The organism is Thiomonas bhubaneswarensis (genome assembly GCF_001418255.1).
GTDB classification, from domain to species: Bacteria; Pseudomonadota; Gammaproteobacteria; order Burkholderiales; family Burkholderiaceae_C; genus Thiomonas; species Thiomonas bhubaneswarensis.
On record NZ_LIPV01000016.1, the window covers coordinates 1 to 14,993 of the forward strand.

Consider the following 14,993-nt stretch of genomic DNA (forward strand, 5'->3'; position numbering starts at 1 on the left):
CAACCGGCGGGAGCTGGCCGGCGAAGCGACTGCCATCAAGGGGCAGCTCGCCTTCTAGGATCGGCTTGGAGCGCGTGACTTCCTTGCCGTGGTAGCCCGCGATGGTTTCGATGATGGCTTGCGCCTGCGCGACGCGCAGCGTGCCGATGCACGTCATCGGCTCGCCCAGGCGTTCGAGCCAGAGCTTGCCGTCCGCGTTGAGCATGATTTCAACGGTCTTGGGATCGTTGAGGGCGGCCAGCAGCTCCGGCCCCATGTCGCGTTCGAGCTTCTTCTTCGCCCGTTCCTTGATGCTGTTGTGTTCTGGTTTCTGGTCGGTCATTCCGTATGCCCTGTATGCCGTTGCGTTTCGCGCATTCTACACAGGTTCATACGATATACCGAACTAATTTCGACCGCAACACCGAAGCGCACAAGGGCGACTTCGGCCGCGACGTTGCATCGCGGATTGCATGGGCGAAAGAGGCGACAACGCGGCGCATGCTCCGTGCGCCCTCGCGCCGAACCCGTGGCGTTTGCGTTGTGGGTTGTCCGGGGGTTGAGCCACCCCGGCGGGCTTTAGCGGCTAAAACTTGGCTGGCTCTTGTGGCTCAGTTCCGTGCCGCTCCCCTTCCCTTCTCACATCCTGGCGTCAACTCCCTCTAAGTTTCTTCCTTGCCGCTTCGCCCCACTTCTTGACGATGAACGCCTGATGTTCGGGCAGCACGGCCGCCACGCGCTCGAAGCCTGGCGGCAGGCTTCGGGGTGCCTTGCCGCCGGCTAGGGCGTCAAGGGCTTCTTTGTCCAGGTCGGTCGATTCAAGCAGGAGCGGCAGGGGAGTTTCAAGGGCCTGCGCAATGTCCTCCATCACCTTTAGGGAGGGGTTGGCCTTGCCAGTAGTGAGATCGGACAGGAAGGAGATCGAAACCCCCGACCTGTCCGACAGCTCCTTTTTCGTCATGTGCCGCTCATCGAGCAGCCGGAGCACGTTCGTGAAGAAGATGTAGTTGTACAAGGCCCGTATGCCTTCTCGGTGCGGGCGGCAGAAATTTTAGCCGCTAAAGTTCTTGACCACGGACGCAGGTTTAGCTAAACTGACGACTCCATTAGCGAAAGGAGCATGACGAATGAGCCACAACCTGTTCCAGTTTATCGGTAATCTTACCCGCGATACCGACGTTCGCCATAGCGAAAACAGCGCCCGCGCCGTTTTCGACCTGGCCGTCAATCGCGTGTGGCGCAACGCAGCCGGTGCGAAGCAGGAGCAGACGGACTTCTTCCGCATCAAGTCGTTCGGCGGCCTGGCCGAGAACGCGGGCAAGTACCTGGGCAAAGGCTCCAAGGTGTTCGTCCAGGGCCGCATCGAGCCGACGAAGTACGAGAAGGACGGCAAGACCGAATACGGGTTCGATTTCATCGCCGAGGAAATCGAATACCTGGACACCAAAGCGCCAGGCGGCGGCCAGTAAGGCCCAGGCCCGGCCCACGGCCGGGCAGTATGCTAGGAGGGAGATTAGATGCCAAACGAGTTCAACGAGCAGGAATACAGGCGCAAGCTCATCGAGGGCGGGCTTAGTGAAGCCGACGCCACCGACCTTGCCGCCCGTACCGCCGCCGCTCGCAGGGACTCGGGCAGCGCCGGCGGGGCCTTCCGCCCCGCCGGTTCCCTCTTCGAGCTGCCGGCCACGGCCGGCGACAACAAGGCGGCCTTGCCGCCGAAGCCACCGACGCCGGCAAGCGCCGCCGTCGAGCGATCCGAGCGCATGGCGCAGGAATCGGCCGAGCTGGCGCGCACGATGGGCCTGCCGCCCGAACCGCGCACCGCCGTGAACAAGATGGCCGAGCAGATCGGCGCGCTGGCCCAGGACAAACGGAGTAGTGCGATGGCGACCAAGAAGCGAACGGCCGGCGGCGAGCTGGCCGAGAAGGTCAGCGAGGCCAAGCAGACGGCCTTGCTCAAGCACACGAAGCAGCAGATCAAGGACATGCAGCTCTCGCTGTTCGACCTGGCTCCCTGGCCGGATCACATGCGGGCGCTGCCCAACGACTTCGGGCGGTCGGCGATCTTCACCGTCCGCAACAAGAAGGTGCCGCGCGCCGCGCTGCAAGGCCAGTCGATCTACCACGTCAACAAGGACGTGGAGATCACCTACACCGGGATCGAGCTGCGCGCCGACGACGACGAGCTGGTATTCGCCCAGGTGCTGGAGTACGCGAAGCGCACCGCGCTCGGCGAGCCGGTTTCCTTCACCTTCTACGAGCTGTGCCAGGACTTGGACTGGTCGATCAACGGCCGGTACTACACGAGGGCCGAGGAATGCCTGACGCGGCTCCAGGCGTCGGCCATGCAGTTCTCATCCCAGCGCATCGGCCGGCTCGAATCGGTGTCGCTGATCCGGCGCTTCCGCGTCCTGGATCGCGGCAAGCGCACGTCGCGCTGCCAGGTCGAGATCGACGCCGAAATCGTGGTGCTGTTCGCCGGCGACCACTACACGAAATTCGTGTGGGAGAAGTACCGCAAGCTGTCGCCCACCGCGCGGCGGATGTTCGACTACTTCGCCACCCACAAGGAGCCTTACCCGCTCAAGCTGGAGACGTTCCGGCTGATGTGCGGCTCGGATTCCACCCGGCCGAAGAAGTGGCGCGAGCAGGTAGGCGAAGCGTGCGACGAGCTGCGCGAAAACGGCCTGGTCGAAAGCGCGTGGGTGAACGACGACCTGGTGCATTGCAAGCGGTGATCGCCGCCCTGCCCTCCCCTGGAGCCGCCCGAGATCGAGGCGGCTTTTTTTCTCGAGCATCGCCACTTCCGGCGAGGGAGTACCGCGCACCAGCTCGCGCACGTCGAGCTGCAGCATCGTCACTTCCGGCGAGGCTGGCCACGTCCTGGCCACGGTCGACCATCGCCGCATCCAACGATGCACCGAGGGCCCCATCGCCACATCCGACGATGACGGCCGCCGGCGCTGGATCTCGCATCGCCACATCCGACGATGAGATCCACTCTTTGACATTTGAGGGGCCGAGCTGCGGGGGATTCTCCCGGCCTGCGGCCGCGCGAACCGGCTATGTCGTGCTGCGCATCGAGCCAAGCGGCCAAGGCCGCCCGTCTCGCCCCTGGCGGGCTTCCAGCGCCTTCCCGACGCTCACCGGGCCGATGGCCCTCGCCGCTGGGCTACGAGGCCCTGGCGGGCCTTCCTGGCCCCTTCTCGGGGCCGTGGCGGGCCTGCGCCGCCTGGCCGGGCTTGTGGATCGTTTGGGGACAAAACGCCGGCCGGTGACAGTTGAGGGGCGTTTCTTGACACTTGAGGGGCAGCGCACCCCGGCGCGATGCTGACAGATGAGGGGCTGGCCTCGAAATCGGCCGCCCGGAGCTGCGCCGGCGGCCGTCGAGGCGGCCTATGCGCTTGATCCGGCAGGCTTTATCCACAGAAGTTGTGGATAAGCCTGTTGGCAAGGCCCCTACCGTGCTGACACTTGAGGGGCGGGGGTGCTGACAGATGAGGGGCGCGAACCTTGACACTTGGCGGGCAGACTATTGACCCTTGAGGGGCTTATCCATTGACACTTGAGGGGCGGCCCTTATAGCCTTTTCCTTGGCGTATCAACGGGTTGCGCGCGTTTTCCGGTCAAGCTAACCGGCTTTTAACCCTTCATAACCGTTATCTTAAACCTGGTAGTTATAACCGGGTGTCGAAAAAAGCGGCAAACCGGCCCAAGGTGCCGCGCAGAATGACCGGCCGCCGAAGGGGGGTGCCCCCCCTTCTCGATCCCACCCGGCCGCTAAAGCGGCCTCCCATCCCCCCAGGGGCGTTGCCCCTCGGCCTGCGGCCTTCACCCCAAGAATGGAGCGCCTACGGCGCTACGGCTGACCATAGCCAGGCGCAAGCGCCTGGCAGAAGTTCGTGCTCTTCCAAAGGGGGCCAAGGCCCCCTCTGGACTCCCCAACTGTCAAGGCCGCGGTGACTTCAGCGTCGTGGCCCTGACGGACGACAGCGCCGGCTCGAAGGCCGCAAGGTTGAACGCCAAGGAAGGGGGTCGGCCTGCCAGGCCAGGGGCGTGAATGCGCCCCTCAAGTGTCAAGACAAGGGGGCGAAGTCCAGTTTAGCGGCTAAAGTTTAGCTAAAGTGCTTGACAGGTTAGGCCATTTTGTCCTAATATACGTCTTGAAGGCCGGGCATGTCGCCCAGGTCAACTACCGGAGAGTTCCGATGAACACCCAAGACCAACCCGTCACCGCTTCCCTGGTCGCCGAGGCCCAGCGCCTCGACTTCCTGCCCACCTACTTCGGCCCGCGCCTGATGATGCGCGGCGAGGCCCTTGTGTACGCCTGGCTGCGCCGGCTCTGCGAACGCTACAACGGCGCGTATTGGCACTACTACACCCTGTCGGACGGCGGTTTCTACCTGGCCCCCGACCTGGCCGAGCGCCTGGAGATCGAGGTAGACGGCAACGGCTTCCGGGGCGAACTGTCGGCCGACGCCGCCGGCATTGTCGCAACCCTGTTCGCGCTCGGCCAGCTCGCGGCCGAGATCGCCGGCACGGACGCGGCCGACGCCCTGATCGACCGCTATCACTTCCTGCGCGGCTTCGCGGCCGGCCACCCCGAGGCCGCTGCGATCTACCGGGCTATTGACTGATGAGGGGCGGCCCCGGCTTCGGCCGGGGCTGCACCAGGAGCACGTCAAGCGATGGCGAAGCGAACGAAGCAACCGGCCCAGGCGGGCCAGGACTGGAGCGCGCCGGCGGCCGAGCTGCTGGCCGAGCTGCCGGCAGACCGCGATGGTCTGCTGGCTGCGGCCGTTGCGGCCGTGGTGGAGATCGACGCCGCTGTCATGCGCGGCGACGGCGCGGCGGCCGAGTTGGCCGGCGAACGATACGAGGCGATCATCTGGAAGCTGAACGGCGGCACGAACTTCGGGTGCATGGCCGACGACGAGGCCGCCGGCCGCGTCATCGAGCGGCATTGCGCGGCGGTGCCGGGCGAGGTGCCCTTGTGGGGCCAGCGCGGCCAGTTCCTGGCCGTGACGGGCGATATGCGCGCCCTGGTGGAGTACGAGGCCGGCTATGGCGGGCCGCTCAACGCGCACTTCCAGTTCCACGCGGTTGACCTGGACGGGCCGTTTATCTCGGCGACGGGCTATCGCTCGCACTTCGACACGGCACGGGGCTGCATGACCGTGGACGAGGTTGCGCGCGGCATCTTGGCGGCCATGCTGGCCGAGAAGAAGCGGCCGGTGCTGATCGAGGCGAGCTACCGCGACCGCCTGGCCGACGCTCCCCTGCCCGACTGGCTGGCCGGCCTGGTGCCGCCGGCGCGGCGCGAGCCGGCGACCGTGACGATTCCGCCGGGCTTCGTCCTGGTCGATGTGGTGCTGCCCGCGCACAAGGCGTTCATCGCGCGGCGCTGGGCGGCCGACGCGGCGGGCAAGGTCAAGGCGGCCAGGGCCGCCAGGTCGAACGCCAAGGGAAAGGCCGGAGGCCGCGAGCGAGATCCCGCATCGACGGAAGCGGCGATGCGCTGCAGCACCGCCAAAGCTGACGATGGCGAGCAGGCCGAGGGCGGGCCTGTATCGCCAGAAGCGACGATGCCGGGCGCTGGCGAAGCATCCTGCAGCACCGCCAGGAATGGCGATGCAGGCCCGGCCGACCTGGTGGAGTTCACGCCCGCACCGGGTCAACGGTGCGAGATCGTGAGCGTCCACCATCCGGTGTTCGCCAAGGAGATCGGCAAGCGCGTCATCATCGTGAAGGTGCATCCAGACACCCGCCAGGTGTGGGCGCACGATGACCGGCCGGTGACATACAAGACCAATCGCGCGGGCCGCCGCGTGGTGGATTCAGACCCGAGCTGCATTCAGTCGATCTACGGCTTCGACCAACTGCGGCTTATCACGTGACCAGGAGAAAGAACGAATGACGAACGACGCGAATATCCGGCTGGAGTGCTTGAAGCCGGCCGAGCGGTGGGCGCAGCCGACCGGCGAAGAGGTGCGGGAGGTGCTGCGCCTGGCTGGCCTCACCGGCGGCAAGGCCGCGAAAGTGCTGGGCCTCGGCCCGAAGGGAGATCGGACGATCCGGCGCTGGGTGGGCGAGGACACGCCGATCCCATATACCGCGTGGGCGCTGCTGTGCGACTACGCCGGCCTCGGGCTGATCTGGAAAGAGGATTGACGCCAGGAGAAGAGGTTTTAGCGGCTAAAGTGCCTGCATCGGACTACGGTAAAGCGAAAATAGTTTAGCTAAAGTGCTTGACAGCATAGGACATTTTGTCCTAATATAGCACTTGAAGGCCGGGCATTCCGCCCAGGTCGATTACCGGAGAGTTCCGATGAGCAAGAACAAGATCATGCCTTGGGTTGACGCCCTGCCGAACGTGCAAACCACCGACTTCCAAGCCCGCCGCGACCAGATCGAGGCCACGATGGCCGAGGCTGCCGAGCTGGTGAAGCAGGCGGAAGAGCTGCGTGGCAAAGCCTATTTCGCCGCCTTGAGCCTGGAGGCCAGTGCCAAGGGCGAATGGTCGAGCCAGGCGGTCGAGCAGGCCAAGCGTAGCGTCGGCTGGTAAGGGAAGGCGGCCCGGCTTCGGCCGGGTCATCCACGGAACGCCAAGAGGAAACAGTCCCATGAGCAAAGGCAAGATCGAGATCATCGAGACGTGCTGCCGGCGCTGCGGCAAGAGCATCCGCACCTTGAGCCACAGCATCATCGGCGCCGATGATGCCCGCGAGAAGTTCGGCAGCATCTGCGGCGGCTGCATCACGCCGGAGGAAGATAACGAGCTGACGGAAATGCTGCTGGCGGCGGCCGTGCGACGCATGAGCGGAGCGACGCTGCAATGACGGCATTCCACACGTTCGACGGCCCCAGGTGGAGGAACGCCCCGGAGTGATCCGGGGCGCTTGGCCTGGTGCTGGCACACCGTAACCATGCTTCCGAGTGGGAGCATCCAGCATTCAACACGTAACCGCGTGGAGGGTCAAGCCATGTCCAACATCGTCAAGTTCCCCAGGGCCAGCAAGCCGCCGGCTTCCGAGCCGGTGCAGCCTGCCGCGCCCGCTGCTGCGCCTGCCGCACCCAAGGCCGAAGGCCGGGGCCTGGTGGCCGGCCTGGTCAAGTTCGTATGGGTGGCGACCGTGCTGGTCTGGCCGGTGCTCAAGTGGGTGCTGGCGATCATCACCTTCTTCCAGTTCGTGCGGATGCTCTACCACTGGAACACGCCCGGCGTGTATGCCGGCTGGTCGTTCCTGGCGTACTTCGCGGCACTGACCGCGATCACCTACTTCGTTTCGATCTACAAACCGAAAGGGCTTTGACATGGGAAAGCAGACCCTCCCCTACCCGCCTGGCTTCGTGGAGCCGACCACTGGCCGCGTGGCCGTCCTGGTGCGCGAGTACGCGGACAGCGACTTGAACGGCGACGCGCCGGCCTACTGGTACAGCGCGCAATCCGAAGAATGGGGCCTTGACCCCTGGCGTCTCGTGGAGGGCGTCGATCCGCACGTAGGCGGCGGTTCCTTCGATGTGTGCTTTGCCAGCGGCGGCACGCGCACCGTAGGCCCGCTGATGACGTTCTTCCTCAGTGCCGCCCATGCGGCACAGCTCATTGACGCCAAGGGGGAAGAGTTGGCCTTGCAGCGCGCCACCCTGGCGGCCATCGCGGCCGGGCTGGGGTTGCCTGTCGAGGCGCTGCGCATCGAGGCGAAGGTGGAGGGCCGGCCGGCCGTGTTCTACGACCAGGACGGGGCCACGCTTTGCGCGTGCGCGGTGGATTCCGACCACTGGCGGCAGGCGCGGGCGACGGCCGCGACGGCAGCGGCCATCGACAAGGCGCGGACAAATTTTTAGCCGCTAAAACGCTTGACGGCTTCGCATGGTTTAGCTAAACTTCTGCACATGGTCGGCGGCTGGCACCGCCATTTGTTCAACAAACCGGGTGTGGAGTGTTATGGGTGCAATCCATGAAGAAACGGCTAACCGAAGCCCAATTCCAGACGGCCATCAAGGGGCTGGAGATCGGGCAGCAGACCATCGACATAGCGCGCGGCGTGCTGGTCGATGGCCGGCCCCAGGCGGAGTTTGTCACTTCGCTGGGGCTGACCAAGGGGGCAGTGTCGCAGGCGGTCAGTCGCGTATGGGCAGCAGCAGGGGAACAGCTCCCCGAGGGCTTCGAGCGAGTGACGGCGGTACTGCCGGAGCATCAAGCGTTCATCGTCAAGAAGTGGGAAGCAGACGCCAAGAGGAAACAGGAACCCAAGTCATGAAAACACTGGTCACGGCAATTCAGAAGGGCGGTCAAGGCAAGACGTTCGCCACCTGCCACCTGGCATTCGACTTCCTGGAGCGCGGCCTTCGCGTGGCCGTGATCGACCTGGACACCCAGGGCAACGCATCGTTCACGCTGTCGGCGTACCAATCGGGCTACCTCGCCAGCCAGTTGTTCACCGGCGACACCGACGACCTGCGGTATTGGTTCGGCAAGCGCGAGGGCGAGAGCCTGGCGCTGATCGCGGCAGACGCCAACCTGGCGAACCTGGACAAGATGGAGCTGTCCCAGGCGGCCGCCGCGCTGCGGGCCAGTGTGGCCGCGCTGGGCGAGTTCTTCGACGTGTGCCTGATCGACACGGCCCCCTCCCTTGGCGTCGCCATGACGGCGGCCGTGCTGACGGCCGACTACATGCTGTCGCCCATCGAAATGGAGGCGTACAGCTTGCAGGGCATGAAGAAGATGGTCGCGGTCATCAGCAACCTGCGCAAGCAGAACCCCAAGCTGCGCTTCCTCGGCATGGTGCCGAACAAGGTGGACGCGCGGAAGCCGCGCCACGTCAACAACCTGGCGACGTTGCAGCAGGCATACCCGCAGCTCATCTTGCCGTTCAGCATCGGCGCGCGTGACAGCATCGCCGAGGCGCTGGGCGAGCAGATGCCGGTGTGGAAGATCAAGAAGACCGCCGCGCGGAAGGCCACCCAGGAGGTGCGTGCGCTGGCGGATTACGTGTTCACGAAGATGGAGATCGCGCAATGAGCGCCAAGACCAACGCCAAGAAGAAGGAGCAGGACAAGCCGCAATCGTCCGGGCTGGGCCTGGACGGGCTGGGCGACCTGGCCGGCCTGCTGAACGAGCAGCCGGCGGCCAACGCCGGCGGCGCAGGCCCGCAGGAGCTGCCGCTTGACCTGATCGACGAAGACCCGCACCAGCCGCGCACGGCCGACAACCCCGGCTTCTCGCCGGAGAGCATCGCGGAGATCGGCGAGACGATCAAAGCGCGCGGCGTGAAGTCGCCCATCAGCGTGCGCGAGAACCCGGACGCACCGGGGCGCTACCTCATCAACCACGGTGCGCGGCGCTATCGCGGCTCGAAGTGGGCGCACAAGACCACGATCCCGGCCTTCATCGACAACGACTACAACGAGGCCGACCAGGTTATCGAGAACCTGCAACGCAACGAGCTGACGGCGCGCGAGATCGCCGACTTCATCGGCCGCGAGCTGGCGAAGGGCAAGAAGAAGGGCGAGATCGCCAAGGAGATCGGCAAGTCGCCGGCCTTCGTCACGCAGCACGTCACGCTGCTGGACTTGCCCGAACCCATTGCCGAGGCGTTCAACAGCGGCCGGGGCAAGGACGTGACAGTCATCAACGAGCTGGTGACGGCCTACAAGAAGAACCCCGACGAGGTGGCCGCCTGGCTGGCCGACGACAGCCAGGAGCTGACGCGCGGCTCGGTGAAGCTGCTGCGCGAGTTCCTGGAGGACAAGCGCAGTCACGAGGACGGCGACCGCGATCCCAACACCGTCGATGCGCTGACCGGCAAGACCGACGCCGAGGCCGGCGACGGCGAGCAGGGGCCGCAGGATGATGACGCCAAGGGGAAGAAGGAGCCGAAGGAGGCCGACCCCGACAAGCTCAAGAAGGCCATCATCCAGGTCAAGCACGACGACCGGCCGGCACGGCTGATCCTCAACCGCCGGCCCCCGGCCGAGGGCTGGGCCTGGCTCAAATACGAGGATGACGGCCAGGAGTTCGAGGCCGACCTTGGCACCGTGCAGCTTGTCGCGCTGCTGGAGGGCTGACGCGCCCAGCGCCGGGCATCGCCGACCACCAACCCCACCCATCGCCCCGCCACCGAGCGGGGCTTTTTTTCGCCCGCGTTTTAGCCGCTAAAAAAAGTTCAGCTAAACCGCTTGCGTAGTGTTGTATGTTGTAGTATGCTACACGCTACAACATACAACCGGCCAAAGGAGGCCCGACATGGCGATCTCGAAGGAGCAGATATTTGCGGTGGCCGACGAACTGGACGCGGCCGGCCAGAACCCCACGCTGGCGAATGTGCGCAAGCAGCTCGGCAGCGGCAGCTTCACCACCATCAGCGAGGCGATGAACGAGTGGCGGGCACGCAAGGCCAGCCAGGCCGCCCCGATCCGCGAGCCGGCACCGCAGGCGATCACCGACAAGCTGGCCGAGCTGGGCGGCGACTTGTGGGCCGTGGCGCTGGAAATGGCGAACAACCGCCTGGCCGCCGAGCGCGAGGCGCTGGAGGCCGTGCGCCAGGAGACGGAAGCAGCGCGCCAGGAAGCCGCAGAGCTGGCCGACCAGCTCACCGGCGAGCTGGACGAGGCCAAGGCCCGCGTCGCGGCCCTAGAGGCCGTCGAGGCGGCCGCCAAGGGCGAGGCCGACGAGCTGCGCGGCAAGCTCGCGGCGACCAGCGAGCGCGCGGCCACGGCCGAGGCCAGGGCCGGCGAGCTGCGCACGGAGCTGGATCACGCCCACCAGGAGGCCCGCCAGGCGCGTGCAGAGCGCGACAAGGCCCAGGAGCGGGCCACGGCCAGCGCCGACCAGGTGGAGGCCCTGCGGGCCGACTTGGCGGCCGCGAACAGCCGTACCGCCGAGATCGAGCGCCGCGCCGGCGAGCTGCGTGCCGACCTGGAGCGGGCGAACCAGGCGACCGACCAGGCGCGCGCCGCTCAGGCCGAGCAGCGGAAGGCCACCGAGGCGGCCGCCGCCGAGCGCGACCAGGTGCGCGCCGAGTTGGTGAAGGTGCAGGCCAAGGCCGAGGCGGCCGAGCAGGCCCACCAGGAGCAGCGCAAGACGATGGCGGCCGAGGCGCACCGCCAGGCCGAGCGGTTGACCGCCGCCCAGGGCGAGCGCGACCAGGCGAAGCGCGACGCCGCCCAGGCCCGCGAGGAAGCGGCCGGGCTTCGCGGCCGGCTGGAGGCCCTGGAAACCGTCATGGCGCAAGGCCGGCCGGCCGATCCGGCCGGCAGCGGACGCAAAAAGACCTGATAAATCGGTTGGTTTTCCTTAAAATTACCCTGGAACCCTGACAAAACGCACAACCCGGCCGCAGGGAAGGAGCCGGCCTCGCTTTGCCGAGGTCGGCTTTTTTGTTGGAGCGCGGCTTGCATGGGGCCACCATCACCCCTTTTGAGAACCACGGCAACCATAGGAGTGCCCGATGAAAGAACGCCTCTTGGTCATGAACGGTCAGCGGATCGTTCAGGCCGAAAAGGACGGCGCTTGGACGAATCAGAAAGTAGACAAGGCGGGCGCGTTGAAGCCCGGCATCTACAACCTGTACACGGCCCAAGCGGCCGACAAGAAGCAGACCCACGCCGGCGTGATCGTTCATGCCGACGCCACCAACGTGTACCAGCAGATCGGCAAGAACTTTGTCATGCACGCTCGGTCAGATTTCGATAAAGTACCTGAAATCGGGAGCGCAAAGAGCATCAGCTACAACGCCCAGGGCAAGGCGGCAGTCGCCGCAGAGGCCCCGAAACTGACGCGGGGGCGCTCCATGTAGCTTTAGCGGCTAAAAAGGAGGCACGCCCTTGAAACGACTCACCATCCCCGGCAGCGGCACCGAGAGCCGCGCCACCAAGCCGGCCCGCGTCAGCGCGCCGGCCACCCTCGGCGGTGCCGCCTTCGGCGCTTCGCGCGAGGACACCGGAGCCGACTTGCTGGAGGCCGCCCAGGCGGCCGAGATCGAGCAGCAGGCCACCCTAGAGGCGGCCCCGGTCGAGCAGTCCTACCCCGAAACCCTGGCGCTCTACGTGCAGGCCAAGCACGACCAGGTGGAACACATCGAGGACAGGCTAGAAAACCTGATCGACCGGCAGCAGGCCCGCTTGCAGCAGACCCAGGCGTCCGCGCCTGGCCGACTGTCCTTGCCTGGTTCTAAGCGAGCCTGGCAGAACCAGCAGGCGCAGCAGCAGGCCCGCTTGCAGACGCTTCACGCGCGCCTGGAAGCCGTCCGCGAGATCAAGGAAGGCATGGGCCTGCACTCGCCGAAGATCGAAGAGCTGGCGACGCGCAAGATGCGCGCCGAGAACCCCGAGCTGGCTTCCGATTGGGATGCCATGCGCGAGGCCGCCCGCCGGCATGAGCTGCTGATGCGCAAGCAGGAGCAGGAGCGCAGGCAATCCCAGGCCCAGGAGCGGCCAGGGAGATCGCAGTCCTTGGGCCTGTCAGCCAGGCCCGCATAAAAACGAAGCCCGGCGGTTGCCGGGCTTTTTTCTCGAGCATCGCCACTTCTGGCGAGGGAGGCCCGCCGAGGGCCTGGCGATCATCCTGCAGCATCGTCACAAGCGACGATGCCGGGAGCTGGCCAGCATCGCCGAACTTGGCGATGCCGCCGGCGGGCGGTCGACCATCGCCAGTTCTGACGATGAGATCCCGCATCGCCATCTACAGCGAGGCCCAAAGGGCCAGGCCGGCGGCCACGACCGCCATGCCGGCCGCGACCATGTTCATCATGGCGACGCGCCGCGCCTCGCGGATCGGCGCGCCGAGCTGCGCCGTCACCGCCTCAACCTCGCGCCGCACGGCCTCGGCGGCCGCCTTCGCGCCCTCCTGCATCCCTCGCGTCATAGCGTCCTTGCTGGCCGCCAACGCCGCGTTGAGCGTCCTTTCCGCCTTTCCCTTGGCGTCATCACCCCATCGGTGGGCGATGGACTCCAGTTCCGACTTGAAGGCGTCCAGAATTTCCTGCTGCGCCGATGCGCTGTCCTGCATCAGCTTCATGTTGATGGTCTGGAGGATCAAGATCGGATCGTCGCGGCCCACGGCGATGCCGTGCTTGGCCGCGATCTCCCGTATCAGTTCCTCGATCTTGTCGTCGGCCGCCATCAGAGCACCGCCGCGTTTTCGAGCTGGGCGAAGAGCTGGGTTTTCACGATCTTGAGCCGCTGCCGCGTCATGATCGTGAGCGCCGAATCGGCCAGGGCCTCATCGAAGGTGCGCCGATCCTGGAGCATTTCGGCGAAGTCGCGGCCGTAGGTTTCCTCTTTCAGCGCCGGAATCTGGATGATGGCGGACACACGGCCCTTGTTGGCCGTGTACGCCTTCAATTGCTCGAACCCCTTGCCCTCGTGCTCGATTGGCCCCCAATACGGGTTCAGCCAGACCACGAACAGGCATTCGGCCGGAAACTGGCTGGCGAGCTGGGCGAAGCCGCTCACCGTGTCCACCAGGGCCTGGCCGCCGGTGACGACCGTATGCACCACGAGTTCGTGGCCCATGTCCTGGAGCAGCGCCGGCACCTGGTTGCTGATGAGGTAATGCGACAGCGGCACGAACGAGCTGGCCCCGTTGTCGATGATGACGTCGCCCTCGGCCGACGCGATCATCTCGACCAGGGCGTCGAAATTCCGGGTGTTGATCTCGTCGCCGTCCATGATGTTGAGCCGGCGCACGTTGAGGGCTTTGTAGCCCTCGAACGTCGCGTTCACCGGATCGGTGTCGATGCAAAGCGGCTTCTGTCCCTTGCCGGCTTTGTACTGCGCGATGGTGGCCGCGATCATCGACTTGCCGACGCCGCCCTTGCCTTGCAGAACCATGTGAATTTTCGCCATTACAGTAAATCCTCTTTCTTTGGAGTCGCATCAAACGTGAAGCCGCCGATCTTGGGCGGTTCACTCTTGGATTCCGAGGCCGGCGGGGCGGCCTTCGGCTCGGGCTTCGCGCCCTTGGGCTGGCTGTCCGGGGGAGTGGCGGGAGGCGGCGGGGAAGCTACCGGCGCAGCCTTGATGTACCGCTTCACGTGCTGGGTGAAGGTTTCGTACCGACAGCGCAGCCGGCCGGTTTCCTTCATGTGCTCCCAGATCGTTTTCATCGCATAGCCCGCATCGAGCGCCGCTTGCACGTCGCTCTTGACGGCCAGGAACGCGACCACGTGCTTGTCCTGGCGCGGCTTCTTGGCTTCCCGTCCCTTCACCCATTCAGCCAGCTCTTCGGGGTAGGTCTTTGGCATCGTGTTCGTCCATCTAATCCTCTCATCGCAAATGTAACGCTACTAAGCGGCGCTACGGAAACGCAAAAAGTCCGCTATCAGCGTGCATTGGCACGCTTCGACAGCGGCATTATGGGCCATTGTGGCAGGTTTCGCTATATCCGTTGCTGCTTTTGCGGTCTGATAGCGCGATAGTTGCGGATAAATCGGAATGGCTGGTGTAGACTTTCCTTGGTGTTATTAACGCCGTAAGGCGGGCAGGATGTGTGAAGTTAGCTAACCGGCGAGCCGGTTATCTATCTTCACTGTCCCTTATTCGCGCCGGGGGCGCTCAACGGGTCATCCTGCTCTGCGAGGCAGCCGGCTACCGCCGGCATGAGAGACGAGGCGAGGCATGGAGAACGACGAGAAGGAACACGGCCGCCGGCGGCGGCAGCACCTGCGGGTGCCGGTGTTCCCGGAAGAGAAAGACGAGATCGAGGCGAACGCCAAGAGGGCGGGCGTCAGCGTGGCGCGCTACCTGCGCGACGTGGGGCAGGGCTACCAGATCAAGGGCGTCATGGACTACCAGCACGTGCGCGAGCTGGTGCGCGTCAACGGCGACCTTGGCCGCCTGGGTGGCCTGCTCAAGCTCTGGCTGACCGATGACGTGCGAACGCTCCAGTTCGGCGAGGCAACCATCCTGGCCCTGCTGGGCCGGATCGAGGCCACCCAGGACGAAATGAGCCGGATCATGAAGGCCGTGGTTCAGCCGAGGGCCGAGCCTTGAGCTTTTTAGCGGCTAAAAAG

20 protein-coding genes and 1 pseudogene are annotated in these 14,993 nt (G+C 65.5%); 16 read left to right on the forward strand and 5 right to left on the reverse strand.

Annotation, left to right across the window (positions count from 1 at the left end):
• Positions 1 to 322, reverse strand: a pseudogene (locus ASC45_RS14680) (P-type conjugative transfer ATPase TrbB); the annotation flags it as partial.
• Positions 323 to 631: 309 nt separating this feature from the next.
• Positions 632 to 994 carry a transcriptional regulator gene (locus tag ASC45_RS14685; protein ID WP_000283041.1) on the reverse strand — a complete coding sequence of 121 codons (363 nt, stop codon included), beginning with the start codon at positions 992 to 994 and terminating at the stop codon, positions 632 to 634.
• A 112-nt stretch (positions 995 to 1,106) separates the two neighbouring features.
• Here ASC45_RS14685 and ASC45_RS14690 point away from each other — a divergent pair, with 112 nt between their 5' ends.
• The 15 genes from ASC45_RS14690 to kfrC all read left to right on the forward strand — a co-directional run bounded on the left by ASC45_RS14690 (position 1,107) and on the right by kfrC (position 12,459).
• Positions 1,107 to 1,448 carry a single-stranded DNA-binding protein gene (locus tag ASC45_RS14690; RefSeq protein WP_000019167.1) on the forward strand — a complete coding sequence of 114 codons (342 nt, stop codon included), beginning with the start codon at positions 1,107 to 1,109 and terminating at the stop codon, positions 1,446 to 1,448.
• 48 nt (positions 1,449 to 1,496) lie between these two features.
• Entirely contained in the window at positions 1,497 to 2,717 is a 1,221-nt protein-coding gene (gene trfA / locus ASC45_RS14695; RefSeq protein WP_011222076.1) for a plasmid replication initiator TrfA, read from the forward strand.
• 1,470 nt (positions 2,718 to 4,187) lie between these two features.
• The gene (locus ASC45_RS14700; protein WP_001095942.1) at positions 4,188 to 4,616 is read left to right on the forward strand and encodes an antirestriction protein; all 429 of its coding nucleotides are present in this window, start codon (positions 4,188 to 4,190) and stop codon (positions 4,614 to 4,616) included.
• A 51-nt stretch (positions 4,617 to 4,667) separates the two neighbouring features.
• The gene (locus tag ASC45_RS14705; RefSeq protein ID WP_055451783.1) at positions 4,668 to 5,876 is read left to right on the forward strand and encodes a hypothetical protein; all 1,209 of its coding nucleotides are present in this window, start codon (positions 4,668 to 4,670) and stop codon (positions 5,874 to 5,876) included.
• A gap of 16 nt (positions 5,877 to 5,892) precedes the next feature.
• Positions 5,893 to 6,150, forward strand: a complete 258-nt coding sequence (gene korC / locus ASC45_RS14710; protein ID WP_055451784.1) for a transcriptional repressor KorC — start codon at positions 5,893 to 5,895, stop codon at positions 6,148 to 6,150.
• Positions 6,151 to 6,307: 157 nt separating this feature from the next.
• Entirely contained in the window at positions 6,308 to 6,544 is a 237-nt protein-coding gene (gene kleA, locus ASC45_RS14715; RefSeq protein ID WP_055451785.1) for a stable inheritance protein KleA, read from the forward strand.
• Between the two features lie 58 nt (positions 6,545 to 6,602).
• Positions 6,603 to 6,818 carry a DUF2688 domain-containing protein gene (locus ASC45_RS14720; RefSeq protein WP_011222109.1) on the forward strand — a complete coding sequence of 72 codons (216 nt, stop codon included), beginning with the start codon at positions 6,603 to 6,605 and terminating at the stop codon, positions 6,816 to 6,818.
• A 144-nt stretch (positions 6,819 to 6,962) separates the two neighbouring features.
• On the forward strand, positions 6,963 to 7,292 hold the full coding sequence (kleE, locus tag ASC45_RS14725; RefSeq protein WP_055451786.1) for a KleE stable inheritance protein: 330 nt from the start codon (positions 6,963 to 6,965) through the stop codon (positions 7,290 to 7,292).
• Position 7,293: 1 nt separating this feature from the next.
• On the forward strand, positions 7,294 to 7,824 hold the full coding sequence (locus tag ASC45_RS14730; RefSeq protein ID WP_055451787.1) for a DUF2761 domain-containing protein: 531 nt from the start codon (positions 7,294 to 7,296) through the stop codon (positions 7,822 to 7,824).
• 113 nt (positions 7,825 to 7,937) lie between these two features.
• Positions 7,938 to 8,240 carry a transcriptional regulator KorA gene (locus ASC45_RS14735; protein WP_010890110.1) on the forward strand — a complete coding sequence of 101 codons (303 nt, stop codon included), beginning with the start codon at positions 7,938 to 7,940 and terminating at the stop codon, positions 8,238 to 8,240.
• Positions 8,237 to 9,001 (forward strand): ParA family protein, encoded by a 765-nt coding sequence (locus ASC45_RS14740; RefSeq protein WP_000855329.1) that lies wholly within the window; start codon positions 8,237 to 8,239, stop codon positions 8,999 to 9,001. Before ASC45_RS14735 ends, ASC45_RS14740 begins: the two co-directional genes overlap by 4 nt.
• Positions 8,998 to 10,047 (forward strand): transcriptional repressor gene korB, encoded by a 1,050-nt coding sequence (locus tag ASC45_RS14745; protein WP_011114060.1) that lies wholly within the window; start codon positions 8,998 to 9,000, stop codon positions 10,045 to 10,047. Before ASC45_RS14740 ends, ASC45_RS14745 begins: the two co-directional genes overlap by 4 nt.
• A gap of 178 nt (positions 10,048 to 10,225) precedes the next feature.
• Entirely contained in the window at positions 10,226 to 11,257 is a 1,032-nt protein-coding gene (locus ASC45_RS14750; RefSeq protein WP_055451788.1) for a DNA-binding protein, read from the forward strand.
• A gap of 172 nt (positions 11,258 to 11,429) precedes the next feature.
• Positions 11,430 to 11,777: an IncP plasmid survival protein KfrB gene (kfrB, locus tag ASC45_RS14755; RefSeq protein ID WP_000664557.1), complete on the forward strand. Its 348-nt coding sequence runs from the start codon at positions 11,430 to 11,432 to the stop codon at positions 11,775 to 11,777.
• 28 nt (positions 11,778 to 11,805) lie between these two features.
• Entirely contained in the window at positions 11,806 to 12,459 is a 654-nt protein-coding gene (kfrC, locus tag ASC45_RS14760) for an IncP plasmid survival protein KfrC (protein ID WP_055451789.1), read from the forward strand.
• A 202-nt stretch (positions 12,460 to 12,661) separates the two neighbouring features.
• Here kfrC and ASC45_RS14765 read toward each other — a convergent pair whose 3' ends face one another.
• The 3 genes from ASC45_RS14765 to ASC45_RS14775 are packed head-to-tail and all read right to left on the reverse strand — an operon-like array spanning position 12,662 to position 14,225.
• Positions 12,662 to 13,102, reverse strand: coding sequence for a conjugal transfer protein TraM (locus ASC45_RS14765; protein WP_055451790.1), 441 nt, complete (start codon positions 13,100 to 13,102; stop codon positions 12,662 to 12,664).
• Positions 13,102 to 13,827: a nucleotide-binding protein gene (locus ASC45_RS14770; RefSeq protein WP_001062597.1), complete on the reverse strand. Its 726-nt coding sequence runs from the start codon at positions 13,825 to 13,827 to the stop codon at positions 13,102 to 13,104. The genes ASC45_RS14765 and ASC45_RS14770 overlap by 1 nt, the downstream gene beginning before the upstream one ends.
• Positions 13,827 to 14,225: a TraK family protein gene (locus ASC45_RS14775; protein ID WP_001127128.1), complete on the reverse strand. Its 399-nt coding sequence runs from the start codon at positions 14,223 to 14,225 to the stop codon at positions 13,827 to 13,829. The genes ASC45_RS14770 and ASC45_RS14775 overlap by 1 nt, the downstream gene beginning before the upstream one ends.
• 373 nt (positions 14,226 to 14,598) lie before the next feature.
• Between ASC45_RS14775 and traJ the strand changes: the two genes are divergently transcribed.
• Positions 14,599 to 14,973, forward strand: coding sequence for a conjugal transfer transcriptional regulator TraJ (gene traJ, locus ASC45_RS14780; RefSeq protein ID WP_000426567.1), 375 nt, complete (start codon positions 14,599 to 14,601; stop codon positions 14,971 to 14,973).
• Positions 14,974 to 14,993: the final 20 nt, after the last annotated feature.

Coding starts and splice junctions, on each gene's coding strand:
- ASC45_RS14690 (WP_000019167.1), top strand. CDS start 1,107: ATGAGCCACAACCTGTTCCAGTTTATCGGTAATCTTACCCGCGATACC.
- trfA (WP_011222076.1), top strand. CDS start 1,497: ATGCCAAACGAGTTCAACGAGCAGGAATACAGGCGCAAGCTCATCGAG.
- ASC45_RS14700 (WP_001095942.1), top strand. CDS start 4,188: ATGAACACCCAAGACCAACCCGTCACCGCTTCCCTGGTCGCCGAGGCC.
- ASC45_RS14705 (WP_055451783.1), top strand. CDS start 4,668: ATGGCGAAGCGAACGAAGCAACCGGCCCAGGCGGGCCAGGACTGGAGC.
- korC (WP_055451784.1), top strand. CDS start 5,893: ATGACGAACGACGCGAATATCCGGCTGGAGTGCTTGAAGCCGGCCGAG.
- kleA (WP_055451785.1), top strand. CDS start 6,308: ATGAGCAAGAACAAGATCATGCCTTGGGTTGACGCCCTGCCGAACGTG.
- ASC45_RS14720 (WP_011222109.1), top strand. CDS start 6,603: ATGAGCAAAGGCAAGATCGAGATCATCGAGACGTGCTGCCGGCGCTGC.
- kleE (WP_055451786.1), top strand. CDS start 6,963: ATGTCCAACATCGTCAAGTTCCCCAGGGCCAGCAAGCCGCCGGCTTCC.
- ASC45_RS14730 (WP_055451787.1), top strand. CDS start 7,294: ATGGGAAAGCAGACCCTCCCCTACCCGCCTGGCTTCGTGGAGCCGACC.
- ASC45_RS14735 (WP_010890110.1), top strand. CDS start 7,938: ATGAAGAAACGGCTAACCGAAGCCCAATTCCAGACGGCCATCAAGGGG.
- ASC45_RS14740 (WP_000855329.1), top strand. CDS start 8,237: ATGAAAACACTGGTCACGGCAATTCAGAAGGGCGGTCAAGGCAAGACG.
- ASC45_RS14745 (WP_011114060.1), top strand. CDS start 8,998: ATGAGCGCCAAGACCAACGCCAAGAAGAAGGAGCAGGACAAGCCGCAA.
- ASC45_RS14750 (WP_055451788.1), top strand. CDS start 10,226: ATGGCGATCTCGAAGGAGCAGATATTTGCGGTGGCCGACGAACTGGAC.
- kfrB (WP_000664557.1), top strand. CDS start 11,430: ATGAAAGAACGCCTCTTGGTCATGAACGGTCAGCGGATCGTTCAGGCC.
- ASC45_RS14765 (WP_055451790.1), bottom strand. CDS start 13,102: ATGGCGGCCGACGACAAGATCGAGGAACTGATACGGGAGATCGCGGCC.
- ASC45_RS14770 (WP_001062597.1), bottom strand. CDS start 13,827: ATGGCGAAAATTCACATGGTTCTGCAAGGCAAGGGCGGCGTCGGCAAG.
- ASC45_RS14775 (WP_001127128.1), bottom strand. CDS start 14,225: ATGCCAAAGACCTACCCCGAAGAGCTGGCTGAATGGGTGAAGGGACGG.
- traJ (WP_000426567.1), top strand. CDS start 14,599: ATGGAGAACGACGAGAAGGAACACGGCCGCCGGCGGCGGCAGCACCTG.